This window comes from Paraburkholderia fungorum, assembly GCF_902833645.1.
Taxonomy (GTDB): domain Bacteria; phylum Pseudomonadota; class Gammaproteobacteria; order Burkholderiales; family Burkholderiaceae; genus Paraburkholderia; species Paraburkholderia fungorum.
Map to the genome: position 1 here is coordinate 115734 of NZ_CADFGE010000020.1, position 24142 is coordinate 139875.

At 60.3% G+C, this 24142-nt stretch carries 22 protein-coding genes and 1 pseudogene; 10 read left to right on the plus strand and 13 right to left on the minus strand.

Annotation, left to right across the window (positions count from 1 at the left end; genetic code table 11):
• Positions 1–40: 40 nt before the first annotated feature.
• The 4 genes from HWX91_RS39345 (at position 41) to hemP (ending at position 2510) form a co-directional block, all read left to right on the plus strand.
• On the plus strand, positions 41–919 hold the full coding sequence (locus tag HWX91_RS39345) for a pirin family protein (protein WP_028200338.1): 879 nt from the start codon (positions 41–43) through the stop codon (positions 917–919).
• 180 nt (positions 920–1099) lie between these two features.
• Positions 1100–1501: an OsmC family protein gene (locus HWX91_RS39350; RefSeq protein ID WP_028200339.1), complete on the plus strand. Its 402-nt coding sequence runs from the start codon at positions 1100–1102 to the stop codon at positions 1499–1501.
• Between the two features lie 69 nt (positions 1502–1570).
• On the plus strand, positions 1571–2053 hold the full coding sequence (locus HWX91_RS39355) for an SRPBCC family protein (protein ID WP_028200340.1): 483 nt from the start codon (positions 1571–1573) through the stop codon (positions 2051–2053).
• 190 nt (positions 2054–2243) lie between these two features.
• Positions 2244–2510 (plus strand): hemin uptake protein HemP, encoded by a 267-nt coding sequence (gene hemP, locus HWX91_RS39360; RefSeq protein ID WP_028200341.1) that lies wholly within the window; start codon positions 2244–2246, stop codon positions 2508–2510.
• Positions 2511–2817: 307 nt separating this feature from the next.
• Here hemP and HWX91_RS39365 read toward each other — a convergent pair whose 3' ends face one another.
• The 5 genes from HWX91_RS39365 to uvrB form a co-directional block, all read right to left on the minus strand.
• Complete coding sequence (locus HWX91_RS39365; protein WP_028200342.1) at positions 2818–4224, minus strand: 4Fe-4S binding protein; 1407 nt, start codon at positions 4222–4224, stop codon at positions 2818–2820.
• Entirely contained in the window at positions 4221–5066 is an 846-nt protein-coding gene (locus tag HWX91_RS39370; protein ID WP_028200343.1) for an FTR1 family iron permease, read from the minus strand. Before HWX91_RS39370 ends, HWX91_RS39365 begins: the two co-directional genes overlap by 4 nt.
• Positions 5067–5162: 96 nt before the next feature.
• Positions 5163–5495, minus strand: coding sequence for a cupredoxin domain-containing protein (locus HWX91_RS39375; protein ID WP_030103365.1), 333 nt, complete (start codon positions 5493–5495; stop codon positions 5163–5165).
• Positions 5496–5638: 143 nt separating this feature from the next.
• A complete protein-coding gene (locus HWX91_RS39380; protein ID WP_028200345.1) occupies positions 5639–6187 on the minus strand; it encodes an iron transporter in 549 nt (182 codons plus the stop codon).
• Positions 6188–6506: 319 nt separating this feature from the next.
• A complete protein-coding gene (gene uvrB / locus HWX91_RS39385; protein WP_028200346.1) occupies positions 6507–8600 on the minus strand; it encodes an excinuclease ABC subunit UvrB in 2094 nt (697 codons plus the stop codon).
• Positions 8601–8908: 308 nt separating this feature from the next.
• Here uvrB and HWX91_RS39390 point away from each other — a divergent pair, with 308 nt between their 5' ends.
• The gene (locus HWX91_RS39390) at positions 8909–10108 is read left to right on the plus strand and encodes an amino acid aminotransferase (RefSeq protein ID WP_028200347.1); all 1200 of its coding nucleotides are present in this window, start codon (positions 8909–8911) and stop codon (positions 10106–10108) included.
• A gap of 204 nt (positions 10109–10312) precedes the next feature.
• Here the strand turns inward: HWX91_RS39390 and HWX91_RS39395 are convergent, their stop codons facing one another.
• Together HWX91_RS39395 and HWX91_RS39400 are read right to left on the minus strand one after the other, a co-directional pair.
• Positions 10313–11551: a DUF3734 domain-containing protein gene (locus tag HWX91_RS39395; protein WP_028200348.1), complete on the minus strand. Its 1239-nt coding sequence runs from the start codon at positions 11549–11551 to the stop codon at positions 10313–10315.
• A gap of 10 nt (positions 11552–11561) precedes the next feature.
• On the minus strand, positions 11562–12359 hold the full coding sequence (locus HWX91_RS39400) for a 3-hydroxybutyrate dehydrogenase (protein WP_028200349.1): 798 nt from the start codon (positions 12357–12359) through the stop codon (positions 11562–11564).
• Between the two features lie 222 nt (positions 12360–12581).
• Between HWX91_RS39400 and HWX91_RS39405 the strand changes: the two genes are divergently transcribed.
• Both HWX91_RS39405 and HWX91_RS39410 read left to right on the plus strand, forming a co-directional pair.
• Entirely contained in the window at positions 12582–13553 is a 972-nt protein-coding gene (locus HWX91_RS39405) for a potassium channel beta subunit family protein (RefSeq protein ID WP_028200350.1), read from the plus strand.
• Between the two features lie 194 nt (positions 13554–13747).
• A complete protein-coding gene (locus HWX91_RS39410) occupies positions 13748–14593 on the plus strand; it encodes a 23S rRNA (adenine(2030)-N(6))-methyltransferase RlmJ (protein WP_028200351.1) in 846 nt (281 codons plus the stop codon).
• Positions 14594–14595: 2 nt separating this feature from the next.
• On the opposite strand, the gene HWX91_RS39415 is transcribed toward HWX91_RS39410, so the two are convergent.
• From HWX91_RS39415 to cueR, 3 genes are all read right to left on the minus strand, one after another.
• On the minus strand, positions 14596–14949 hold the full coding sequence (locus HWX91_RS39415; RefSeq protein ID WP_028200352.1) for a hypothetical protein: 354 nt from the start codon (positions 14947–14949) through the stop codon (positions 14596–14598).
• Positions 14950–15179: 230 nt separating this feature from the next.
• On the minus strand, positions 15180–15326 hold the full coding sequence (locus HWX91_RS39420) for a DUF3563 family protein (protein WP_074284875.1): 147 nt from the start codon (positions 15324–15326) through the stop codon (positions 15180–15182).
• Positions 15327–15619: 293 nt separating this feature from the next.
• Positions 15620–16042 carry a Cu(I)-responsive transcriptional regulator gene (cueR, locus tag HWX91_RS39425; protein WP_028200353.1) on the minus strand — a complete coding sequence of 141 codons (423 nt, stop codon included), beginning with the start codon at positions 16040–16042 and terminating at the stop codon, positions 15620–15622.
• A gap of 123 nt (positions 16043–16165) precedes the next feature.
• Here cueR and HWX91_RS39430 point away from each other — a divergent pair, with 123 nt between their 5' ends.
• Both HWX91_RS39430 and HWX91_RS39435 read left to right on the plus strand, forming a co-directional pair.
• On the plus strand, positions 16166–16384 hold the full coding sequence (locus tag HWX91_RS39430) for a heavy-metal-associated domain-containing protein (protein ID WP_028200354.1): 219 nt from the start codon (positions 16166–16168) through the stop codon (positions 16382–16384).
• Positions 16385–16397: 13 nt separating this feature from the next.
• A complete protein-coding gene (locus HWX91_RS39435; RefSeq protein ID WP_028200355.1) occupies positions 16398–17318 on the plus strand; it encodes a dTDP-4-dehydrorhamnose reductase family protein in 921 nt (306 codons plus the stop codon).
• Between the two features lie 35 nt (positions 17319–17353).
• Here the strand turns inward: HWX91_RS39435 and HWX91_RS39440 are convergent, their stop codons facing one another.
• From HWX91_RS39440 to imuA, 3 genes are read right to left on the minus strand one after another with little or no spacing between them, the layout of a single operon-like run.
• Positions 17354–21013, minus strand: coding sequence for an error-prone DNA polymerase (locus HWX91_RS39440; RefSeq protein ID WP_028200356.1), 3660 nt, complete (start codon positions 21011–21013; stop codon positions 17354–17356).
• Positions 21014–21018: 5 nt separating this feature from the next.
• Positions 21019–22821: a Y-family DNA polymerase gene (locus HWX91_RS39445; protein WP_042277315.1), complete on the minus strand. Its 1803-nt coding sequence runs from the start codon at positions 22819–22821 to the stop codon at positions 21019–21021.
• Positions 22721–23560 carry a translesion DNA synthesis-associated protein ImuA gene (gene imuA / locus HWX91_RS39450; protein WP_028200358.1) on the minus strand — a complete coding sequence of 280 codons (840 nt, stop codon included), beginning with the start codon at positions 23558–23560 and terminating at the stop codon, positions 22721–22723. The genes HWX91_RS39445 and imuA overlap by 101 nt, the downstream gene beginning before the upstream one ends.
• Before the next feature lie 320 nt (positions 23561–23880).
• Here imuA and HWX91_RS39455 point away from each other — a divergent pair.
• Positions 23881–24039 (plus strand): annotated as a pseudogene (locus HWX91_RS39455) (lipocalin family protein); the annotation flags it as partial.
• Positions 24040–24142 lie beyond the last annotated feature (103 nt).

Below are 24142 nucleotides of genomic sequence, written 5' to 3' on the forward strand. Positions count from 1 at the left end.
TCAAAAATAATGCTATTCCCCATTTTTTGAGGTGACTTTGATGAGCACGACGCGCACGATCGAACGCACGTTTCCCGCCGTTCGCACGACCGAAGGTGGCGGCTTTATCGTCCACCGCCCGTTTCCGACCCGACTGCTGATGGATTTCGATCCGTTCCTGCTGCTCGACGAAATGGGTCCGATCGACTATGCGCCGGGCGAGGCCAAAGGCGCGCCGGATCATCCGCATCGCGGCTTCGAAACAGTCACCTACGTGCTCGAGGGTCAGTTCGGTCACAAGGATTCGGGCGGCCATTCCGGCACGTTGCGGGCCGGCGACGTGCAATGGATGACCGCGGGCGCAGGCGTTGTGCATAGCGAAATGCCGGACCCGTCGTTCGTGCGCACCGGTGGGCGCGTACACGGCTTGCAGTTGTGGGTGAATCTGCCGCGCCGCGACAAGATGATCGAGCCGCGCTATCAGGAGATACCGTCGGCCAGCATTCCGGTGGCGACGTCCGCGGATGGCAAGGTGCGCGTCAAGGTCATCGCGGGTGAGGCGCTCGGCATCAAGGCGGCGATTGAAACGCGTACGCCGATCCTCTATCAGCATTTCTCGCTGCAACCGGGCGCGACGATCCGGCAACCCGTGCCGGCCGACTACCGGGTGTTCGCTTATAGCCTGTCGGGCAAGGGCTTTTACGGCGAAGGCGAGGCACGCCAGGAAATCGATGCGCAAAACATGGTGGTATTCCAGAACGACGGCGAGTCGGTCACGCTGAGCGCCGGCGCCGAGCCGCTCGAAGTACTGCTGCTCGGCGGGGTGCCGCTGAAGGAGCCGGTCGTGCGTTACGGCCCGTTCGTGATGAACACCGAAGATGAGATCCGCCAGGCCGTGATCGACTATCAGGCCGGACGCATGGGCGCGATCACGCACTGATCGACCCTGCCGATGCGCGTTGCCGCTGACGATTGCGGTAACGCGGCATCGCCGCGCCGCCACGCATTGGCGCGGAGACCGGTAAATTCGTTCACAATAGTAATTTATGCCGCGCGCCATACCGTCTAACCATGATGGACTATGGCGCGCGGCGATTTCCGTCCCTGTTCAGGAGCGCGCATGGCAGAGTCCCACGTCACCGCCCACATCGGTTCGACGAATTACCAGGTCCTTTTAGACGACGGCAAGCACACGTGGCTCGCCGACGAACCCGAGTCCGTCGGCGGCGGTGATCGCGGGCCTTCGCCGGTCACGCTGCTGCTGTCGAGCCTCGGGGCTTGCACGTCGATCACGCTGAAGATGTACGCTCAGCGCAAGGGCTGGCCGCTTGCCGACGTGCGCGTGGCGCTGTCGCTTGAAAGCGGCGACGCGGGCACGTCGATCGAGCGCAAGATCATGCTGGAAGGCGATCTGTCCGACGAACAGCGGGAACGGCTATTGCAAATTGCCAATGCGTGTCCGGTCCACAAGATCCTCACGCATTCGATCACAATCCGTTCGGGTCTTGCCGCTGTCGCCTGAAGCAGGAAGGGTGCGGCACCGGCAGACGGGACCGCGCCTATTGCAACGCTTTCATAGGAAGCCGTCGTTTTGAATTTCGAACACCTTATCCAGATCAACGATCCGTTGAATCCGCTTGTCGACTCGATGACCCGCGAACAACTGTGGGAAGGTCTCGTGCTCCGTGCCGAACAGCCGCAACTGTTCGTGATCGGCCTCGATAGCTGCACCATCCTTTCGCGCGAAGCCGACACGCTCGAACGCGAACTGCACTATGGCCAGGCCACCGTGCGCGACCGTGTCACGCTGCGGGATCGCCAGAGCGTGCGCTACGACATTCTGCCGACGGCGGACTATGTCGGCGGCTCGCTGACCATGACGATCGAGCAGCCCGACGAACTGCAGTTGTTCCTTCGCTTCGAATACACGACCACCCTGCCGGTGTCCGACGACCAGGACGCCGTGCAGACGCAGGAAATCGTGAAGTCGGCGTATCGCGAAAACGATATCGACACGGTGCGGCTGATCCGTCAGTACGTCGTGGCCAAGCAGGAGCCCGGTTCGTTGCATTGATGTGGGTGCGGGCGCCCTGCCCGCGTCGTCGTGCCGGGCGAGGCGGCCGGATGGAGGTGGCGTGCCTCTTCCGCCTTTCGCCTTCGTCCTTCAGCTATCGAAACTAAGATCCGATGAATTTCTCTTTCTTGTAAATAGGAATAGTTATCATTTAGAATTAGTCCATCGAATCGACCAACAGCTAAAACGAATGACCGATCTCACGCGCTCTTCAACCCTCAGCCTGCGCCGCCCGGCGGCCGCGCTGACCAGCCGTCCGAAACCGTCGGCGGCGACGGCGGCGACAACCGCCACGAAGCCAGCAACGGATCGCGCCAACGGTGCCAGCGAAAAGTCGGATCGGGTCGTGCGCAGCGACACGCTGCTGCAAGGCCACACTCACGTCAGCATCGTGCATAACGGCGAAACCTATCAACTGCGCGCAACGCGCCTGGGCAAGCTGATCCTGACGAAGTAACGGGCAGCACCGAATCGCAGTCAGTACCGGGTATTGTGGGGACCACCTCCTCGAGAGGTGTTGGGCATTAGCCAGCCACGACGGCTTGCACGTGAGAACTAGACCCCTTCGTGCAGACACCAAGCCAGCCGTCGCAGCCAGCCAGGCCGCTTTTTTGGTTCTCACTCAATGCGGATAGACGAACGACATCGTGTATCGCAAGACAGGAAAAGAAAAAGCCGTGGGATGTTCATCTCCACGGCTTTTGTTTTGAACGGCGCCGATCAGGTTTCGACAGCACCACGAAGCGTTAGAACCTCGTTATGACCTACTTCGAAGCCCAGCCCCAGAACATCAGCCACCACGCACTATCGACCACCGCCAGCGCCGCGGCGAACCACACCATCGCGAGGGCGCGTTGAACGAAGCGCTCGCTATAACGGCGTGTAACCAGCCAGGCGAGCCACGCGCTCCACAGGTTGGCAATCGCCAGAATCGCGATACGCACATCCGATGCCCACCACAAGGGCACATGTTCCGCGCGCAGCAGCGACAGCGTGGTCGCCGACAAGCCAAGGAACACCCCTGCGCCTGCGATCGGAATGAGGCCTTGCGTCAAATGATGCAGACGCACGGTATTGAAGCGCCCCAGCATGCGCGTCGCGCCCATCAGCAACACCAGTAGCGCGGTGCCGTACACCAGCGCGGTCGCGAGGATGTAGCCGATCACCATCGTGCCGTCGAGCCACGAGAATACGTCGTTCTGCTCAGGGTAATGCGTGAACAGGAACCACGGCGCGTTGGTGTCGAGCGGCCAGGTGATGTCGTGATCGACCAGCCAGTTGGCGAAGAACATCTTCAGGTCGATGAACCAGCGCGAAGCGGTCCAGTGGAACGCGCCGATCGCGATACCGAGCAGCCCGTACAGGATCAACGCGGTGTCCCACGGGTTCGCCTGTTTGTCGCCGAGCTGCACGACTTCCGACGACGGCGCGCGCCACGTCAGCGCGATCGCGTCGCGATGCCCGCTGCAACGGCCGCACATATGGCAGTCCGACGCGCCCTTCATATTGCGCAGCGGCACCAGCGGCGCGCAATTGATTGGAATCACGCGATGCCCGTGCTCGCCGTTCTTGTACGAACGGCGCCACGCGTCTTCATCGACCTTGTAGTGGAACGGCGCGAGACGGGCCAGCAGCGAAAAAACCCCGTTGACGGGGCACAGATACTTGCACCAGACGCGCTTCTCGCGTCCGTACAGCAAGCCGATGATCATTGCCGCGAAAGTCGAGCCGCCGAGCACCAGCAGCACCGCTTTCGGATACTGGTAGACGCTGACCATCTGGCCGTAGATGGTGGTGATGCCGAACGCGACGAATGGCCAGCCGCCCCAGCGCATCCAGCGGGGAATCGCCCGGCCGCGGCCGTACTTGCTCGCGAATTCCGCGAGCGCACCCTCCGGGCACAGCACACCGCACCAGACACGGCCGAGCATCACCATCGACAGCAGCACGAACGGCCACCAGATGCCCCAGAACACGAACTGCGCGGCAAGCGTCAGGTTGCTCCACAGATGCGCGGTATCGTCAGGTAACGGCATCACCGCCGGCACCAGAATCAGGAACGCGTACACGGCCACCACGACCCACTGAATGCCGCGGATCAGGCTGCCGTGACGCTGCATCCACTGCCCGGCCGCCGCGAGCCGGCCCGGACGTGTCATCACGGCACTCATGCTGCGCGCCCGGCGGCCTGCTGCGCAGGCTTGCGATTCGCGCGGCGCACCAGCAGATAGACGACCAGCCAGTACACGGCGTACGCGATCAGATTCATCAGCGCCGGGTGAGCGCGATAACCGGTGAGGGTCGCGACCAGCGAACCGAAGGTACTGGAATCGTCGAGGATGGCCGACGAATTCCACATCTGGCCAACGATTGTCGGCAGGATTTCCTTGTCGATCAGCTTATCGACACCGGTCTGGAACAGGCCCGCGCCGAGGAACAACAGCATGATTTCCGTGACACGGAAAAAGAGCCGCCAGGAAAAGATCTTGCCGCCCAGTTGCAACACGTAGAAGGTCAGCAACGCGAGACCGAGACCGATCGCCACCGCGAGCATCTGGCTGCCGTCCACATGGCCCGATTGGCCAAAGCCGAGACCGTACAGGAAGATCACGGTTTCACTGCCTTCACGTGCGATCGCCAATGCGACCAGCAAGGCGACGCCCCACCAGTTGGAATCGCGCTTGCTCTTTTGCAGCGACTGTTCCATGTCGCGCTTGAGCGAGCGGCCATGCTGCTTCATCCACAGCACCATTTGCACGATCAGCACACAGGCGACCAGCACCATCGCGGTCTGGAAATAATCCTGTGCGTCACCGGAGAGCACTTCGGTGAAACCGACCAGCGCCGCGCCGAGTGCGACCGCGGCGATCAGACCGGCCGCGACGCCGCCCCACAGGTACGGCAAACCGCGGCGCGCATCGTCGTCGCCATTTTTCAACCATGCGTACAGGATGCCGACCACCAGCAGCGCCTCGACACTTTCGCGCCACACGATGAATAGAATCTGACCCATCCAAGCTCTCCCTCTACCTGCTACTGCTTTACCTGCCACTGCTCCGGCGAACGCGTCACCCGTTTGCTTGAGGGTCCGCGTTCGCGCCCCAAGCCGCTATTTCGCGACGATCACGCCCTGCGCCTGCTGATGAAAATCGTCGAAGAACTTGTACTCGCCCGGATCCAGCGGCGCGATCACGACGAACGAATCGCCGCCTGGCGCCAACACTTTTTCCTTGCGCAATTGCACGCTTTCGAATTCGGCCGCGCCCTTGCCCGTGTTGCGAATTGCAATCTTGATGCGCTGCCCTGCCGGCACTTCGATGCGGACGGGATTGAGCTTGCCGTCGTTCATTTCAAGATTGAAGGTGGGCAAATCCGCTGCGTGCGCGGCCCCAACTGCCAACGCAGTCATGGCGAGGATTGCGATCTTTCGGTTAATTCTCATTAGCCTTTCCGGAAAACGCGGCGCGGGAAGTGTCATCGTCCGCGCGCCGCCTGCTGCATGCATTCACTCATTCGCTCATTCACGCCCGGCCGCGCGGTCATGCGCGAAGAGCCGGGACGAGCCGCGTGCGCGGCGCTCGGCGATCAGTAACCGCCCTTCTTGCCGATGCCCGCGAACGTGAAGTCGTATTCGAGCGTGATCGGCTTGAACCACGGACCCACGCCAGTTTCCTTGTCGACGTGACGGCCGAACGCCATGTGACCGGTTTGCATCGGTGCTTCGACCACCAGCTTCAGATGGTATTTGCCCGGGCCTTGCAGCTTGACGTTGTCGCCGTAGTGCGGACCGTCGTTGGCGACCATCGCCATCATGTCGCCCTTCTGGGTCTGATTCGAACCGGCTTTCGTCAACTCATAACGGACTTGCAGATACGGCATCCAGTCGCCTTCGGCGAAACCCGTCGGATTATTCTTGACCGCGTGGATGTCGGCTTCCAGGTGAATGTCCGAATCCGACGCCTTGCGCATCATGCCTTCGGGTTCCATCGTGATCGGCTGCAGATAGACCGCGCCGATTTCCATGCCGCCCTGAATCTGGTGCTTGCCGATCGGGTATTCCGCAGCCGTTGCGGAAAGCGCCGCTACTGCGGCCACCGCTGCTGCGCCACCACGCACAAATGAAGAAATCCGCATTGAAACTCCTTGTTTTTTTCAGACTGGAATCGAGTCATTGGAACAGCGCGCGGCGCTTGTCTCGTTGCAGCACTTGCCAGTGCCCCCGCCGGCGGACATCAGGAGCGTACGCTGCAATACGAACGTTAATGCGAACCATTCTCAATATTGGTCGAGTTTATCATTGATCGGCAGGGAGAACAAACGCGGCTGCACGCAAAGCCTTACGGGAGTAGGGCCTTAAGGCAGTTTTAAGGAAAGCGCGGGACGAGGGTATCAGCGGGCCGCAAGGCGGGAAAAGACAAGGCGCGGCACATTGCCGCGCCCAGACAGGCAGGTGTTACTGGACGCCCGGCACGTGGTCGCCGACGTTCGCACCGAACACGCGCTGCCGCAACAACGCCAGTTGATCGCGAGTTTGTGCAGCCTTTTCGAATTCGAGGTTCTTGGCGTGCTCCATCATCTGCTTCTCGAGGCGCTTGAGCTCCTTGGCGAGCTGCTTCTCGGACATGTCCTCGAATTTCGCCCGAGTCTGCTGTTCCTTCAACTCGGCACGTGCGTCGTCGACGTTGTACACACCGTCGATGATGTCGCGGATCCGCTTGACCACGCCGCGCGGCGTAATGCCGTTCTCCAGGTTATAGGCGATCTGCTTGGCGCGCCGCCGCTCGGTTTCGTCGATGGCACGGCGCATCGAGTCGGTCACCCGGTCCGCGTAGAGAATCGCCTTGCCGTTCACGTTACGCGCCGCCCGGCCGATGGTCTGGATCAGCGAGCGCTCGGCGCGCAGGAAGCCCTCCTTGTCGGCGTCGAGAATCGCGACCAGCGAGACCTCCGGAATGTCGAGCCCCTCACGCAGCAGGTTGATCCCGACCAGCACGTCGAACGTGCCCAGACGCAGATCGCGGATGATTTCCACCCGCTCCACCGTATCGATGTCGCTGTGCAGGTAACGCACCTTGACGCCATGGTCGGCCAGAAACTCGGTGAGCTGCTCGGCCATGCGCTTGGTCAGCACGGTCACCAGCACGCGGTCGCCTACCTTGACGCGCTCGTTGATCTCGGCGAGCACATCGTCGACCTGGGTGCGCGCCGGGCGCACCTCGATTTCCGGGTCGACAAGACCGGTCGGACGCACCAGCTGCTCGGCCACCTGCCCTGCCGTTTTCTGCTCGTAGTCTGCCGGCGTGGCCGACACGAACACCACCTGACGCATCTTGCGCTCGAACTCATTGAATTTGAGCGGGCGATTGTCGAGCGCCGACGGCAAACGGAAACCGTAGTCGACCAGATTTTCCTTACGCGCCCGGTCGCCGTTGTACATGCCGTTCAACTGGCCGATCAGCACGTGCGACTCGTCGAGCAGCATCAGCGCGTCGGGCGGCAAGTAGTCGACCAATGTTGGCGGCGGCTCGCCGGGCGCAGCGCCCGAAAAGTGCCGCGAATAGTTCTCGATGCCCTTGCAGAAGCCCAATTCCTGCAGCATTTCCAGATCGAAGCGGGTGCGTTGCTCAAGCCGCTGTGCTTCGACAAGCTTGCCGCTGCTGTAGAAAAACTCGAGCCGCTCGCGCAATTCGGTCTTGATCGTTTCGACCGCTCGAATCACGGTGTCGCGCGGCGTCACATAGTGCGACGACGGGTACACGGTAAAACGGCTGATCTTCTGCCGCACGCGGCCGGTGAGCGGATCGAACAGTTGCAGCGTCTCGACCTCGTCGTCGAACAACTCGATGCGCACCGCCATTTCGGCGTGCTCGGCCGGGAAGATATCGATCGTATCGCCGCGCACGCGGAACGAACCGCGCTGGAAGTCGGCCTCGTTGCGGTTGTATTGCATGGCGATCAACCGGGCGATGATGTCGCGCTGGCCCAGCTTGTCGCCGGTACGCAGCGTCAGAATCATCTTGTGATATTCCGACGGGTTGCCGATACCGTAAATTGCCGACACCGTGCCGACGATAATCACGTCGCGCCGCTCCATCAGGCTCTTGGTGGCCGACAGCCGCATCTGCTCGATGTGCTCGTTGATCGACGAATCTTTCTCGATGAACAGGTCGCGCTGGGGCACGTACGCTTCCGGCTGGTAGTAGTCGTAGTACGAGACGAAGTACTCGACCGCGTTGCGCGGGAAGAACTCGCGGAACTCCGAATAGAGTTGCGCGGCAAGCGTCTTGTTCGGCGCGAACACGATAGCCGGCCGGCCGAGCCGCGCGATGGTGTTGGCCATCGTGAAGGTTTTGCCGGAGCCGGTCACGCCAAGCAGCGTCTGGAACGACAAGCCGTCCTGGACGCCTTCGACGAGCGTGTCGATCGCCGTCGGCTGGTCGCCGGCGGGCGGATACGGCTGGTAAAGCTGGAACGGCGAGCCTTCGAACGTGACGAATTTGGATTCGTCGAGCGTCTCGTCGAGTTCAGTCAGATGGTGTTCGGACATGGGGAGCGGCACCGGGCCTTAGGCAAAGAACTATTCTAACGGGTTGCGGGAACCCGGGCTGAGCGGGTCTGCGTAGGGGTTCAGCGGGCTGCGCAGAGAAAGCAAATGGCGCTTTGATGCCTGTTTTTCAAGCAAAAAATTCAGTCCGCCGGCCTTTGGTGCCCGAAAATTGCCCACAAATTCGCTACAATGCCAAGTTGCGCTCGCTCGCCGATGCCCGCCCGCCGTCCGGATCGTCCGTCAGACGTCTTCGGCCGGGTTCGCCGCGAACGAAGCGGCCCTCTTTTCACTACTGCTGCCCACCCATCATGTCTCTGTTCTCCGCCGTCGAACTTGCTCCCCGCGACCCGATTCTGGGCCTGAACGAAGCTTTTAACTCCGATGCGCGCGCCACCAAGGTCAATCTTGGCGTTGGCGTCTACTTCAATGAAGAAGGCAAGATTCCGCTGCTGCGCGCCGTGCGCGACGCGGAAAAGGCACGCGTCGAAGCCGCGCTGCCGCGCGGCTATCTGCCGATCGAGGGCATCGCCGCCTATGACGCCGCTGTGCAAACCTTGCTGCTCGGCAATGATTCGCCGCTGATCGCCGCAGGCCGCGTCGTGACGGCGCAAGCACTGGGTGGCACGGGCGCGCTGAAAATCGGCGCCGACTTTCTGAAGCGTGTGAACCCGAATGCCAAGGTCGCGATCAGCGATCCGAGCTGGGAAAATCACCGCGCGTTGTTCGAAGGCGCAGGCTTCGAAGTCGTGAACTATCCGTACTACGACGCACACACGCACGGCGTGAACTTCGAAGGCATGCTGAACGCGCTGAACAGCTACGCCGCGGGCACGATTGTCGTGCTGCACGCGTGCTGCCACAACCCAACTGGTGTCGACCTGACGGTCGACCAATGGAAGCAGATCGTCGAAGTCGTGAAAGCGCGCAATCTGGTGCCGTTCCTCGACATCGCTTACCAGGGTTTCGGCGACAACATCGAATCCGACGCCGCAGCGGTTCGTCTGTTCGCCGCATCGGAACTGAACGTATTCGTGTCGTCGTCGTTCTCGAAGTCGTTCTCGCTGTACGGCGAGCGCATCGGCGCACTGTCGATCATCACGGCAAGCAAGGAAGAATCGGCTCGCGTGCTGTCGCAACTGAAGCGCGTGATCCGCACGAACTACTCGAACCCGCCGACGCACGGCGGCTCGGTGGTCGCGGCGGTGCTCGCATCGGCTGACTTGCGCGCCACGTGGGAAACGGAACTCGCCGAAATGCGCGACCGCATCCGCGCCATGCGCAACGGTCTCGTCGAACGCCTGAAGGCAAGCGGCGTGGATCGCGATTTCAGCTTCGTGAATGCACAACGCGGCATGTTCTCGTACTCGGGCCTGACGGCGCCCCAAGTGGACCGTCTGCGCGAAGAGTTCGGCATCTACGCGGTGAGCACGGGCCGTATCTGCGTGGCTGCGCTGAATACGCGCAACCTCGACGTGGTGGCTAACGCGATTGCTCACGTGCTCAAGTAAGACATTTCAGGGCGCGGGCGTTGAGCGCGCGCGCCTTGTCTTGCTTGGCTGGCTGAAGTTGCTTGAAAAAACGGCGCCCAATTTGGGCGCCGTTTTTCATTGGCCGGCTGCTGCTGGACGTGTGACTGAACTGCCGATGCGGCTTGTTGCCGTTAGTTGCCGATCTGGCCTGTTGCCGCCATGCATGGGGAGGTCACGGGGATTTCAGCGTGCATCCCGATGAATATCGTGCGTGACAAAACCCGCGTCGTTATCAGGCATGTCGAGCCAATCGGGCTGGGCCAGCGAATGGCGGATATCTTCCAGACCACTACTCCAATGTTCGCGCATTGTGGAGAGGCCAAACTGGAAGTCTTTGAAGTGCCCTTCGTATTCCTTTTGCCGATAGATGAGGTGGATCACGTTGTAGCGCTTCGAACACGAGAGATCCTCCGCAAGCTTGCACCACGGATCGTCGCGCTGGTCAGACGGCACGCGATCGAGCACCTCGCGCAGCACATGCCGGAAACGCTGCGAACGTTGCAGCATGTCGGTCACGAGACGCGTGCGGCTCGAGTACTGAATGTCTTTCATGCGCCCTTGAACATCAGTGATGTTGTCCGGCACTGGGCCGATCGCGCTCCATAGGTCAACCTGGAATGCGAGCGTATCGCGACGCGGCGTGGTCTGAATCACTTCATAGAGCGGCGTGTTCGACATCAGGCCACCGTCCCAGTAATACTGGCCGTCGATCTCAACTGCCGCAAAACCCGGCGGCAACGCACCTGACGCCATGAAGTGCTCCGGCCTCAGTTTGGTATGCCGGTTATCGAAGTAAGCAAAGTTGCCTGTTCCGCAATTCACCGCCCCGACTGATACGCGCATCTCGCCGGAATTGATCCGATCGAAATCGCAGAGGGCCTCCAGCGTCGCCTTGAGCGGCGTGGTGTCGTAGTAGCTTGCCAACTGCGGCGGCCCGGAGACGGTGGGCAGCGGCGGCGGAAAGCGCGGCACGAAAAAGCCCTTTTGCCCTTCCACAATCGCGCCCATGGCCTGAGTCGCCGTGAATGCCTTGCGAACAGCTTCACTGGAATTGAACAGTGCGTGCTCGATAAAGGCCGGCAACGGCGGCCCGAACGCAGGTTGGCAGATCGTTTCCCAGAATTGCAGTAGCCGCTCGACGCGCTTTTCCGGCGGATTGCCGGCAATGATGGCGGTATTCAGCGCGCCGATTGAAATACCGGCGAGCCAGTTCGGCTCGATACCGGCTTCGTAAAGTCCCTGAAAGACGCCTGCCTGATAGGCGCCCAACGCACCACCGCCTTGCAGCATCAGCGCAACGGTTTCGTAGTTGGGTAAATGGCGTTGCGGGCCAGGATGCGCGGCGGGCGCCGGACCGGCGCCCTCGCCTTCCCCGCCCCCGGGCGCGCCGGCGCGCGCCCGTTTGAGATTGCGTTGCGCCATGGGCGCCTCCTTATTGCATATACCAGCCGTGGCTCACAATAAAGGACTGGCCGGTCAGCGCCGCAGTTGGGAAGGTGGACAGGAACAGCACTGTCTGCGCGACGTCTTCCACCGTGGTGAAGATGCCGTCGACCGTGCCGCCCAGCATCACGCGCTTGATCACGTCTTCTTCGCTGATGCCGAGCTCTTTGGCCTGCTCGGGAATCTGCTTGTCGACCAGCGGCGTACGCACGAAACCCGGACACACGACATGCGAGCGCACATTGTGTTTCGCGCCCTCCTTGGCCAGTACGCGTGCGAGCCCGAGCAGCGCATGCTTGGCGGTCACATAGGCCGACTTGAGCGGCGACGCTTCATGCGAATGAACCGAACCCATGTAGATCACGATGCCGCCGCGATCGTCTTTATACATGTGCTTGAGCGCGGCCTTGGTGGTGAGGAAGGCGCCGTCCACGTGGATCGCCTGCATTTTCTTCCAATCGGAAAACGAGTAGTTTTCGATTGGATTAACGATCTGAATGCCGGCGTTGGAAATCAGAATGTCGATCGAGCCCAATTCGGCCGCGACTTTGTCGATACCCTGGTTGACGGCGTCTTCGTTCGTGACGTCCATCGCAATGCCGATTGCCTTTCCGCCAGCCTGTCTGATTTCTTCAGCGACGGCGTTCGCGCCGTCCTGGTTCAGGTCGGCGATCGCGATCGCCGCGCCCGCGGCAGAAAGCGTGAGCGCAATCTGCTTGCCGATGCCGCTCGCGGCGCCCGTAACCACCGCGACTTTGCCATTCAGATTCGTGTTCAGTGACGACATCCAGAACCTCCATGCAGTTGATGAGCAATGAGACCACGGGCCGCAGGCGGCGTGAAGTCAGCCAAACGGCATAGGCCGTTTGGCCGAATGCTGCACTGCGGCCAACGCTGCTATTGTGCATGAACCATGTGAACTACATCGGTAAAACGCGCATCGGGCTTTATCTCTTTAAACTAGACGTCTCAGCGGGATTCCGGCGGCATCACTACCAAGGAGGAATGCATGAACTATCGACGTCTGGGCCGTTCCGGCCTGCAAGTCAGCGAACTGTCCATCGGCTCATGGGTCACCTACGGCAATCAGGTGGATCATCGCGCGGCACGCGAGTCGCTTGCGGCCGCCCGCGATGCGGGAGTCAACTTCTTCGACAACGCCGAGGTGTATGCCGGCGGCCAATCCGAAGAGATCATGGGCCAGGCGCTCAAGGAACTCGCGTGGCCACGCGTGAGCTATGTGGTATCCACGAAGTTTTTCTGGGGTCTCAACGAGGCGCCGAACCAGTACCACACGTTAAACCGCAAATATCTGCTGAACGCGATCGATACGTCGCTCAAACGCCTGCAGCTCGATTATGTCGATCTGGTGTTCTGTCATCGTCCTGACCCGAACACGCCGGTCGAAGAAACCGTTTGGGCGATGAGCGACATGATCACGCGCGGCAAGGCACTGTACTGGGGCACGTCGGAATGGAGCGCCGACGAAATCCGCGCGGCTTATGAGACCGCCGAACGGCATCATCTGCACAAGCCGGTCATGGAGCAGCCGCAATACAACCTGTTCCACCGCAAGCGCGTGGAACAGGAATACAAGCGGCTTTACGAGGACATTGGCCTGGGGCTGACCACATGGAGCCCGCTTGCATCCGGTCTGCTTACCGGCAAATACCGTGACGGTGTGCCTGCCGACAGCCGCGCGCAGTTGCAAGGCTACGAGTGGCTGCGCAAGCAGGTCACCGACACCGGCAAGAACAACGTGGTCGGCAAGCTCGGCGAAGTGGCAGACGAACTCCACTGTACGGTCGGCCAGTTGGCGATTGGATGGATTCTGAAGAACCCGAACGTAAGCACGGTGATTACCGGCGCTTCGCGTGTCGAACAGATCGGTGAAAACATGAAATCGGCGGAGGTAGCCGAGCAGATCACTCCGGAGATCAAGCAACGGATCGAGGAAATCATCGGCGACGCCTACGACTGAGCCAACGTTCGCCGGAGCGCGCGGAACATGGCCCACGCATCATCAGGGCTGTGCCACGCGCAACGCACTGCAGGGCGCAGCGCGGCGTCGCGTACAATACGCGACCGCGCTGCACTTCTATTGTGCTGCCGCATTGCACCCGCACCGCCGAATCCGCCTTGGACCGGCACGCCCTCTTTCAGCGTCTCCTCATCATGCTCAGCTACCGCCACGCCTTTCATGCAGGCAATCACGCCGACGTCCTGAAACACGCCGTCGTATTGCAGCTACTGCGCTACCTCGGCCAGAAGGACAAAGCCTATTGGTATATCGACACCCACGCGGGTGCCGGCGTCTATTCGCTGAAAGAAGGCTACGCGACCAAGACCGGCGAATTCCAGACCGGCATCGCCAAACTTTGGGGACGCAACGACCTGCCGTCGGTCTTCGCGGATTACGTCGATGAAGTGAGCGCGCTGAATCCAGACGGCCAGTTGCGCTTCTACCCGGGCTCGCCCTATATCGCGTGGCGGCAGATGCGCGAACAGGACCGCATGCGCCTGTTCGAACTGCACACCACTGAAATCGACGTACTACGCCATAACTTCCGCGATGCGGGGCGCCGGGCAATGCTTTATGCAGGCGACGGCTTCGACGGCATTCTCGCGTTACTGCCTCCGGCACCGCGCCGCGCGCTGGTACTGCTCGATCCGTCGTACGAAGACAAGCGCGACTACACGCGCACCCTACGCTGCGTCGAAGAAAGCCTGAAGCGCTTTCCGACCGGCACCTATGCGGTCTGGTACCCGCAGGTCAGACGGCTTGAATCGCAGCGCTTCCCCGATCAGTTGAAGAAGCTGCAGGAGCGTAACTGGTTGCATGTGAGCCTGACCGTCAGCAATCCGCCGACCGACGGCTTCGGATTATTCGGCAGTGGCATGTTCATCCTGAATCCGCCGTATACGCTGGCAAAAACGCTGAAAGACCAGATGCCCTGGCTGGTTCAGGCGCTCGGCGAGGACAAGGCCGCACAGTTCAAGGTGGAGTATCGCGGCGATTGAGCTTATTGCCCGCGAGGCATGGGACGTGGTTGCGGATAGGGTTGTGGAGACGGCGTGCCGCCGCCGGCAGGCACCGGGATGTAGGGTGCGACAATGAATGGCGGCGACGAATTCGGCGCCAACTCCGTGGGCGTGGCGACGGGCTGCGCCTCTACGATCGGCTGTCGCGAAAGCGGTGCGGTTTGCAGCACCGTGCCGCTTTGGCCGTCGTTGATACCGCTCTGTGAGTCGAGTATCACCGGTTTGCGGGTGTTGCTGCTTGTCGCTGCGAAACTCGCCGGTACTGCGAAAACCGATGTCAGCGAAGTCGCGGCGGTTATGACCAGAATGGACTTGAGTAGGCGGACAGGAAACATGGGCAGACCGGTTGAGTTTTGAAAATGCCGGATAGCGTGGAAAACGCCTTACCTTACCGCTACGGCGGCCGCCAGGCTAGTCGTTATCGGCCATGGATCGACTTGAAGCGCCATTTGCGGTGAAATTTTCGCGGTCCAGATGTGACAAAGCCCCGTCTATACGGGGCTCAACACTTTACTGCAATGGCCGCGCACGAGCGCTGCCGGATCAAACTTGATGCAGTTGAAACTTACAGCGAGTAGCCATTGGTTTCGAGCGAGCGGATGCGCTGTTCGAGCTGAACGATATCCGACGACGACGCCAGATAGGCTTCACGACGGCTGCGTTCTGCGGTTTCAAACCAGGTGCTCAGCTTTTCAAGTACGTATGCAAACATGATGTTCTCCAAGGATCAGATTGAATCCCCGGTGAGTTCTGCATCAGGGATTTCCCGTAAAAGGGTTAACCCGAATTATAGCCCTATGGTGCAACCTTGCTAGTGAAATGCCCGCATGACGTGCATTCCGTTTTGGAATGGTGCACGCTTGCGGTGCGCTTAAGTCATTGATTTGTCTGAATTCAAGACGACTGCCTCGAGACAATCGATAGCGCCCCCAATTATTTTGCACCGCCGTGGTGCTTTCTTACGTTCCGTTGCGACAAATCCCACAACGGGTTGCACCGACGCGTTTAAATCGGATGACAGCCCTTCCCGGACACCAGATCAGTGTCGGCTAGCCGCTCGATAATCGGGCAATCCGGGCGTTCATCGCCGTGGCAATGGTCCGCCAGATGCGCCAATGTGTCGCGCATGTCGGTCAGTTCGGCAATGCGTCGATCGAGTTCCGCGACGTGCTCCAGCGCAATCGCCTTTACTTCGGCGCTGGCGCGCGACCGGTCATGCCAGAGCGCCAACAACCGGCGGATGTCTTCGACCAGAAAACCCAGGCGGCGCGCCTGGCGGATAAAACGCAGCGAATGGACCTCTTGCGGCCCGTATACGCGGTAGCCAGCGCTCGTGCGCGCCTTCGCTGCCAGCAGACCCACACTTTCGTAATAGCGAATCATCTTCGCCGTGACGCCCGACGCGCGGGCCGCTTCACCGATATTCATGACTGTTTCCTCAGTGTGTACGTCGATCGTACACCTTCCCATTGTGGGAAGGTCAGCCACCCAATTGCGCACCGGCAGGCATAATTCAACCGTCGCAACATTCATTTTTTCGAGGCAATCCCGATGACGATCGAATTCCAGGTAGAAGGTATGAGCTGCCAGCATTGCGTGGCAGCGGTTACGAATGCGATCCGTGAACACGATGACACCGCTCAGGTTCGGGTCGATCTGGCAACCGGGCGCGTGGCGATCGAGTCGACGCAACCGGCCGGCACATTAAAGAGCGCCATCGACGAAGCCGGTTATACGGTGACCGGCGTAATCAGCGGGCCGGGCCGTTAAGCGAGCGACCCTCATGTTCAAAGTTGCCGTCATTGGTGCTTCCGGGCTGCTCGGCCGGGCGCTCGTCAACGAACTGGCGCAGCAGGCCAGTTGGCAAGTTGTCGCCACGGCGTTCAGCCGACCGGGCCCGAACACTGTTGCACTGGACATTCGCGATGCGCGCGCGGTCGAGCAATTCATCGAGCGCGAAGCGCCGGACGCACTCGTGATTGCAGCGGCGGAACGTCGGCCGGATGTGTGCGAGCACGATCCGGCGCTCGCCCGGGCATTGAACGTCGACGCAGTGCGCACTCTAGCTACGGCAGCCGGACGTCGCGGTGCATGGACGCTCTCGATCTCGACCGATTACGTGTTCGACGGCACCCACCCGCCCTATCAAAACGATTCCGTGCCCGCGCCGCTCAATGCCTATGGACGGAGCAAACTCGAAGGCGAACGCGCGCTGACGGAATCCACCGATCTCGGCTGCGTGCTGCGTTTACCGCTACTGTATGGGCCGATCGTCGATTGGGCGGAATCCGCGGTGACGAGCCTCGTGCCGGCGATTGCCGCGTCGGCTTCACGCGATGGCAAGGCCGCCGTCATGGACGCATGGGCGATTCGTTACCCGACCTTCACACCGGACGTCGCGTTTGTGATCCGGCAGATGCTCGAATGGCAAGCACGTGGCGAGGCGATCCGCGGCATCGTGCAATGGTCGGGCGACGAGCCGATGAACAAATATGAAATCGCCGTGCGGTTGGCCGCCGCGTTGCAACTCGATGCACAAATAACGCCGCAGCACACGCCCGCGGACGCGACGCCGCGTCCGCATAACTGTCATCTGTCCTCGGACCGGCTCGAGGCGCTTGGTATTGGCCGCCGCACACCCTTCGACGTGGCGATCCGGCAAGTGCTGGCCGAATTTCCATGGCGGGATGAGACGGCAGCATAACGCCCGGCAACGAACTCGACCACGGCAGGTCCGCATCAATGAAAATCGCGGCTCGCCGTGGCCAGTTCGCCGAGCCACTCGCTGTGATCTTCAAGCCGATGCGCGACAAGATGGATCACTTCGCCCTTCTGTTTCCGTTTCGCCTTACCTGCCTGATTCATGTCCGCCGCGTTGCCAGCGCTGTCACCGCCGGTGGAAACACCGTCATCACGCTGCAAGACGCCATACACCGCCAGCAACGATGAACCCAGCAACACCTTGCGCTGCTTTTCCACCAGCGATGGCCAGACGATCACGTTGATCGAGCCGGTTTCGTCTTCGATGGAAACGAACACGGTGCCGTTTGCCGTGCCGGGCCGCTGCCGCACGGTGACAATGCCGCAGGCTCGCGCCACCGTACCGTGCCGGCACACCGCCAGTTCAGCCGCCGTGCGAAAACGCTGTCGGGCAAGACGTTCGCGCAATAAGGCTAGCGGATGACGATTGAGCGTGAGACCGATGCTCGCGTAATCGTCGACGATCTCGCGACTCTCGGTTGCCTGCGGCAATGCCAACTGCGTTTCGGCGATCGGCGCATCGCGCAGCAGCCTGGGCACCGCGTGCTGCGCGGTCACCGCCCACCATGCTTCGCGCCGATGGCCCGCGATGCTCACCAGCGCATTCGCCGCGGCGAGCGCCTCGAGATCACGCCGCGTTAATGCCGCGCGACGCGTCAGATCGTCGACGTCGGTAAACTGCGCGTCGCAGCGAGCCGCCATGATGCGTTCGGCGGCCACCTGCGAAAGACCTTTGATCAGATGCATGCCGATGCGCACGGCCGGGCCGCGTGCACCATAGGTTTTCGACGCTTGAAATACGCGTGCGGTCAGCTGTTTCGCCGCGCGCCGGATCGTCCGGGCCACAGTGAAGCGCCGCAACGACAGATCACGAAATTGCTGTGCGGACAACACGCCCTGCTGACGGCGCAAATAGGTCTCGCTCGATGAAATCCGCTGCCCTTCATGGCCGCGTTGTTCGAAGGTCGACTCCCAATCGCTCAAGGTCACGTCAGGCGGTAATACCTGGACACCGTGACGCCTGGCATCCTGCACGAGTTGCGACGGCGAATAAAATCCCAACGGCTGACTGTTCAGTAACCCTGCCAGAAAAGCAGCCGGCTCATAACGTTTCAACCACGCGCTGAGATAAACGAGCAACGCAAAGCTCGCGGCATGGCTTTCAGGAAAACCATATTCGCCGAAACCCTCGATCTGTTTGCAGATGCGGTCGATGAACTCTTTTTCGTAACCGCGCGCGGACATACGGTCAGTCAGATCCTTCTGATGCTTCGTCAGATTGCCGCTGCGCCGCCACGCGGCCATCGCGCGCCGCAATTGATCAGCCTGCTCCCCGGTGTATTTCGCTGCAACCATCGCGAGGTGCATCACCTGTTCCTGGAAGATCGGCACGCCGAGCGTGCGTTCGAGCACGGGACGCAATTCCTCCTTCGCGTAATCCACCGCTTCCAGACCCTGTTTGCGGCGCAGATACGGATGCACCATGCCGCCCTGGATCGGCCCGGGTCGCACGATCGCGACTTCGATCACGAGATCGTAGTACTTGTTTGGCTTCAGGCGCGGCAACATGCTTTGTTGCGCACGCGATTCGATCTGGAATACACCGATCGTATCGGCATGACCGCACATTTCGTAGACGGCCCGGTCCTCGCGCGGAATATCCTGCATCCTGAATTTCGGCAAGCCGCGCCGCAAGGCGACGAATTCCAGTGCGCGCCGGATAGCCGACAACATGCCTAGCGCCAACACGTCGACTTTTAACAGCTTGAGCGCATCGATATCGTCCTTGTCCCACTCGATCACGCTACGATCTTTCATCGTTGCGTTCTCGATAGGTACGAGCCGTGACAGCCTATCTTTCGCGATCACAAAGCCACCGACGTGCTGCGATAGATGACGCGGGAAGTTACGCAACTCTTTGGTGAGACGAATCAGATTCTGCGTGATGTGCGAGTTGGCAGCGAAACCCGCTTCAGCAAGATATTTGGCGACCGCATCCGTGCCGTCCCACCACTGCTGCGATTTGCTGATTCGCTCGATCAGCGACGCTTCGAGTCCCAACGCCTTGCCGACGTCCTTCAGCGCACTGCGTGCGTGATAGGTGATCAGCGTTGCAGTGAGCGCAGCGCGATGACGGCCGTATTTTCCATAGATATACTGAATCACCTCTTCCCGACGCTGATGCTCGAAATCGATGTCAATATCAGGCGGTTCATTACGCGCGCGCGAGATGAACCGTTCGATCAGCATGTTCATGTTTACCGGATCGATCTCCGTCACATGAAGGCAGTAGCACACAATCGAATTTGCCGCCGAGCCTCGCCCCTGACACAAGATGTTTCTGGAACGCGCGAAGCTCACGATATCCTGTACCGTCAGGAAGTACTTTTCGTATTTCAGGTCGGCGATCAGTTGCAGCTCTTTCTCGATCTGATTGATCCGTTTGAGATCCATCCCTTTCGGCCAACGCTCCATCGCGCCGGCCATAACCAGTTTGCGCAGATAGCTTGATGGCGATTCACCAGAGGGCACCAGTTCTTCTGGATACTCGTACTGGAGCTCGTCGAGCGAAAAGCGACACAGGGCTGCAATACGCAGCGTTTCTTCGAGTGTGTCGCGTGGATACAGTTTGCCGAGCCGCACGCGAGTGCGCATATGTCGTTCGGCATTGGCCTCAAGCGCGTGACCGCACGCCGATAGCGGCGTGACGAGGCCAATCGCGGTCAGGGTGTCCTGCAACGGCTTGCGCGATCGCACATGCATCAGGACACCTCCTGCTGCTACCAGTGGCAAACCACTCGCGTTTGAAATCATTCGCAATGCGTCAATCTGAAGATCGTCGCTGCCGGTTTGCCAGAGTTCGAGTGCGATCCATGAGCGTTGTGGCGCGAAAGATGCCAGCCAGTGCGCACAACGCAAGGTGTGCGAGAGCGTCGCCGTGCGCTGCGGCACAAGGATCAGGACGCAATCGGGCAAAGCTTTGAGATGTTCGAGATGGGGTAGCGAATCGGTGAAGTCGGACGGACTGAGGCGATAGCTGCCTTTGTCCGCACGAGAACGAGCGAGCGTGATCAACTCGGAAAGATTGCCGTAACCATTGCGGTTCGTTGCGAGCGCAATCAGGGTGCAGAACGGTTCGCCTGCATCGTCGGTCAGATTGAGTTCGCTGCCGATGATGAGGTGGGGGATTGGTTTTAACGCCTCTTGCTCCGCGGTTTCTTGTTGGGTGGTTTCTTGTTGGGTGGTTTCTTGTTGGGTGGTTTCTTGTTGGGTGGTTTCTTGTTGGGTGGTTTCTTGTTGGGAATCCGCTGGCTTTATGGCCGTCGACTTTGCTGCTTCCTCTAGAGACGCTCCGGTTTGCGCGGCTTTCGCCTTGTCATCGCGCTCCTTCTGTTGACGCTCCCGCTCCTGTTCGATTTCTTTCACCGCCATATGTGCGCGCACCACGCCCGCCAGTGAACATTCGTCGGTGATCGCGAGCGCGCTATAACCGCACGACATCGCCTGCACGACCAGTTCATGTGGGTGCGAAGCACCGCGCAGAAACGAAAAATTAGTCAGGCAGTGCAGTTCTGCATAGGGTGGTAATTGGGCTGCAAACGCCTGCTCCAATAAACCTGAGGCCTGGGAATCTACCATGATGCTCAGCCGAACAAACCTTGCAAATACCAACCATCGCCAAAACGTTCCCGGTACACCCAGAACATATGGCCACGATCATCCGCCGCAATGTAGTAATCCCGCTCGACGAGGTTGCCGTCCCACCACCCTGCTTCAATCCGTTCGGTGCGCGTGAGCATTTTCAGTGGCCGACGATAGATCGGCCGCTGGTCGCGCATCATCAGGCGCAGCGGCTTATCGAGCATCCAGACGGGGCGAGGCTGCGCTGGCAAGGCACTGTCGGGCAGATCGAGTGAAGCCTGGACATCGGCTGGTTGCGTGACGAATAGGCTACTGCTTTTAGCGTCGCCCGATTTGCCAGACTGCCGGGATGGGGGCGCTGGGCGTGATGTGCCTGCTACCTGTTCTATCTGTTTCGCTTGCTCCATCGCATCGTTGTCTGCACGCATGCTCTCCAATGCAGCGTTCTGCAATTCATCGGTCAGCCAGGTTTTATCCGCTTTGATTTTTGTCTTCGTAGACGAACGCTTCTTGCGCGAAAACGCTTGCGCCTGGTAGGCCTCGACGCGCATTGCCCGCTCGGGCCGATGATCGTCCTGCTCCGACATCTGCAGCACGTTCTCCGGCCCCAAACGCGCGCTCAAGCGTTCGAGCAGACGTGCGATCGAATCGCCGTCTGATTCAGGCATAGGAAACAAGGTGTCCGACCGCCCTGCACACTCGCTGATCTGATCCGCGACGAGCTTCAACTCGATCACGGGCGCCGCCAGAACCGTCTGATTCAACTTCTCACGCAACAGCCAGATCAAATGCTCGGCGTCGCGCGACGGTATGGCCCACGCGACCTTCAGACTCGACGTCTTCGGCGCATGACGGGATGCCAATTCATGTTCAAGCAATAACGTATAAGCACTAAGCGCGGCATGATGCGCGCTCAACCATCCAGCCAGTTGCACAATCAGCCGACGCGCGGCGAACAGTAGTGCATCAGCGTTATCAACCCGCGACGGCAACTCCAACTGAGCATGAAACGATGCCGGCGCACGAAACGATTCGCGCGGATCCGGACGGGTGCCATATGCTTGTGCCAGCAGATCCAGAATGCCGCTGCCGAAACGCCGCACGACGCCGTGCCTTGGTAACTGACGCAAATCGGCCAGCGTCGTGCAACCGACATGCGTAAACGCATCGCGATTCGCCTGCGAAACCGGCAGCAACAACACGGATAAACGATCGAGAACCCGTGCAAGCGACGCTTCCTTTACCACATGCCAACGACGATGCCCCTCCCGACTGGCGCGCGCCTGCGCCAACAGCCACGCACCCCAAGCTGTCGGTGCACACGCGATGCGAGCCGTATAACCGAATTCGGCCACCGTCGCGGATACCCGTGACAACAACGTGCGCAACCCGCCGAACAATCGCAAACCGGAGCCGACTTCCAGCAACAAGGTGTGCGCATGCGCGAGCGACACCTTTGGCGTGTATGTCAGTAAAGCGAGCGCCATTGCTTCGAACGCCTGGGTTTCGCGGGACGTGTCCGCGGCAAGCATCTTGAGACCGGGGGCCAAAGCCAATGCGTACGAGCGCGAATGACCCGCATGCACACCGGCACGCAGTGCGTCAAAATCCGGCATCAGGATGTGCGCGTGATCGGCCAGCGCATAGCAGCGCTCCCCGGTAACGTATCCAGCGCCTGAGGATTGGCTTGTCTCGTCGCCGGACTCACACGGATTCGGCTTCGCGAGTGAACCACCCTGGAGCGACTCGAGAGGCTTCACCGCTTCTAGCGACAAGAGTGGCAATGTGACTGCGATCCACAACATGTTTGATTTCTCGTCCTTGATTGCTGCCGCTTCCGCCTTCCGGCAACACGACGCTTTGTAACGGCAAAACAAGGCGCAGGGGCTCCGCTAGCGGCGGGCCGCGGCGTTTGAAGATGTCGATCGAAATACCAATCTCCTGCAGCCATTGACGACGATTGATCGTCTGCGCATTGGCCGGCAAAAGCGGTTCGCAGATCATTCGCAAAGGCGCTGGCGAAGATTGCGTTGCTGCCTCGACGGGCCGGATCAAAAATGCGAGTGAAGCCGATTCCTGGGCCGCGACCTGCAGACGTCGAACCTTATCGATGCGCGCATTCGGCAGCCATACCAGCACGGCGCCCATACCATCCTGCTTCAATGCCTGAGCTGCGACCCAAAGAGCCTGATCCTCACTCGAACGCACCCATAAGACACGCTCGACATCGACACCCCAGGCCCTCAGAGCCGAAGCACTGGGTTGGTAAGGCGGCGCCACGAGCATGACGTGCCGCTCGGCTTGTGCCGTGAGATGCTTAAGCGCACGAGCCAGTAGACGCAACTCGCCAACTCCTTCGTGTTCAATCAATAATTCCGTCAGACCGCCAGCCGACCAGCCTTGCCCGGGCAGCAGCTGATCTAGCGCGGCATAACCGCTGGAAATCACCCGCGAGTCCGCCTCGGCAAGCTCATTGCCCTGCCACACCTGACGCCGCAATTGCGACGACAGCTCTGTTGTCGCCAAATGAATCGCTGCTGCCATAGACACGCTCATTCCATAGGAAATACTCCGCCCTGCCCGGCATCAGACAAGCATGGAGCGACGAGTTTTTACTGTATATTTATACAGTATTTTGAGGGGGATGTTAAGAAAACAAAGCAAGGCGAAGAAGCGCCCGCAGGGGGAAATGACGAGGGGTGAAGCTGTTTGGCCACAGGTTTTTCACCCGCGCGAGCAATTGCTCTTTGGCGTAACGACTAAGTTAGCAAGCCTGGAGTTTCCATGTTCCAGAAGGAACGGAGCGAAAGTTCACGCATGTATGCTGCAGATACGCGCAAGAACTGACGGCTCATGCTGCGCCTGATCCATTGATGGACGATCAGGAACTCGATTCGCGCCAGTCGACCGGGGCGGTGTACTGGGAAGGTGCGGTGCGGGTGAGCCGCGACGGTGCGGATGCGGGCCGTGCGTATCTGGAACTGACGGGTTACGCGAACGCGCTGCGGATCGGCAAGGAGTGAGCGGTGTGCCTGCCGGAATTTCCGGTGTGCGTAAACGCAGAAACCCCACCTTTGTGGGGTGGGGTTTCTGATGCTGCTAGGGAGCCTGACGATTACCTACTTT

What these genes read in the sequence shown, in the direction of transcription:
- HWX91_RS39345 (WP_028200338.1), top strand. Translation starts at nt 41, where the DNA reads ATGAGCACGACGCGCACGATCGAACGCACGTTTCCCGCCGTTCGCACG.
- HWX91_RS39350 (WP_028200339.1), top strand. Translation starts at nt 1,100, where the DNA reads ATGGCAGAGTCCCACGTCACCGCCCACATCGGTTCGACGAATTACCAG.
- hemP (WP_028200341.1), top strand. Translation starts at nt 2,244, where the DNA reads ATGACCGATCTCACGCGCTCTTCAACCCTCAGCCTGCGCCGCCCGGCG.
- HWX91_RS39365 (WP_028200342.1), bottom strand. Translation starts at nt 4,224, where the DNA reads ATGAGTGCCGTGATGACACGTCCGGGCCGGCTCGCGGCGGCCGGGCAG.
- HWX91_RS39370 (WP_028200343.1), bottom strand. Translation starts at nt 5,066, where the DNA reads ATGGGTCAGATTCTATTCATCGTGTGGCGCGAAAGTGTCGAGGCGCTG.
- HWX91_RS39375 (WP_030103365.1), bottom strand. Translation starts at nt 5,495, where the DNA reads ATGAGAATTAACCGAAAGATCGCAATCCTCGCCATGACTGCGTTGGCA.
- HWX91_RS39380 (WP_028200345.1), bottom strand. Translation starts at nt 6,187, where the DNA reads ATGCGGATTTCTTCATTTGTGCGTGGTGGCGCAGCAGCGGTGGCCGCA.
- uvrB (WP_028200346.1), bottom strand. Translation starts at nt 8,600, where the DNA reads ATGTCCGAACACCATCTGACTGAACTCGACGAGACGCTCGACGAATCC.
- HWX91_RS39390 (WP_028200347.1), top strand. Translation starts at nt 8,909, where the DNA reads ATGTCTCTGTTCTCCGCCGTCGAACTTGCTCCCCGCGACCCGATTCTG.
- HWX91_RS39395 (WP_028200348.1), bottom strand. Translation starts at nt 11,551, where the DNA reads ATGGCGCAACGCAATCTCAAACGGGCGCGCGCCGGCGCGCCCGGGGGC.
- HWX91_RS39400 (WP_028200349.1), bottom strand. Translation starts at nt 12,359, where the DNA reads ATGTCGTCACTGAACACGAATCTGAATGGCAAAGTCGCGGTGGTTACG.
- HWX91_RS39405 (WP_028200350.1), top strand. Translation starts at nt 12,582, where the DNA reads ATGAACTATCGACGTCTGGGCCGTTCCGGCCTGCAAGTCAGCGAACTG.
- HWX91_RS39410 (WP_028200351.1), top strand. Translation starts at nt 13,748, where the DNA reads ATGCTCAGCTACCGCCACGCCTTTCATGCAGGCAATCACGCCGACGTC.
- HWX91_RS39415 (WP_028200352.1), bottom strand. Translation starts at nt 14,949, where the DNA reads ATGTTTCCTGTCCGCCTACTCAAGTCCATTCTGGTCATAACCGCCGCG.
- HWX91_RS39420 (WP_074284875.1), bottom strand. Translation starts at nt 15,326, where the DNA reads ATGTTTGCATACGTACTTGAAAAGCTGAGCACCTGGTTTGAAACCGCA.
- cueR (WP_028200353.1), bottom strand. Translation starts at nt 16,042, where the DNA reads ATGAATATCGGTGAAGCGGCCCGCGCGTCGGGCGTCACGGCGAAGATG.
- HWX91_RS39430 (WP_028200354.1), top strand. Translation starts at nt 16,166, where the DNA reads ATGACGATCGAATTCCAGGTAGAAGGTATGAGCTGCCAGCATTGCGTG.
- HWX91_RS39435 (WP_028200355.1), top strand. Translation starts at nt 16,398, where the DNA reads ATGTTCAAAGTTGCCGTCATTGGTGCTTCCGGGCTGCTCGGCCGGGCG.
- HWX91_RS39440 (WP_028200356.1), bottom strand. Translation starts at nt 21,013, where the DNA reads ATGGTAGATTCCCAGGCCTCAGGTTTATTGGAGCAGGCGTTTGCAGCC.
- HWX91_RS39445 (WP_042277315.1), bottom strand. Translation starts at nt 22,821, where the DNA reads ATGTTGTGGATCGCAGTCACATTGCCACTCTTGTCGCTAGAAGCGGTG.
- imuA (WP_028200358.1), bottom strand. Translation starts at nt 23,560, where the DNA reads ATGGCAGCAGCGATTCATTTGGCGACAACAGAGCTGTCGTCGCAATTG.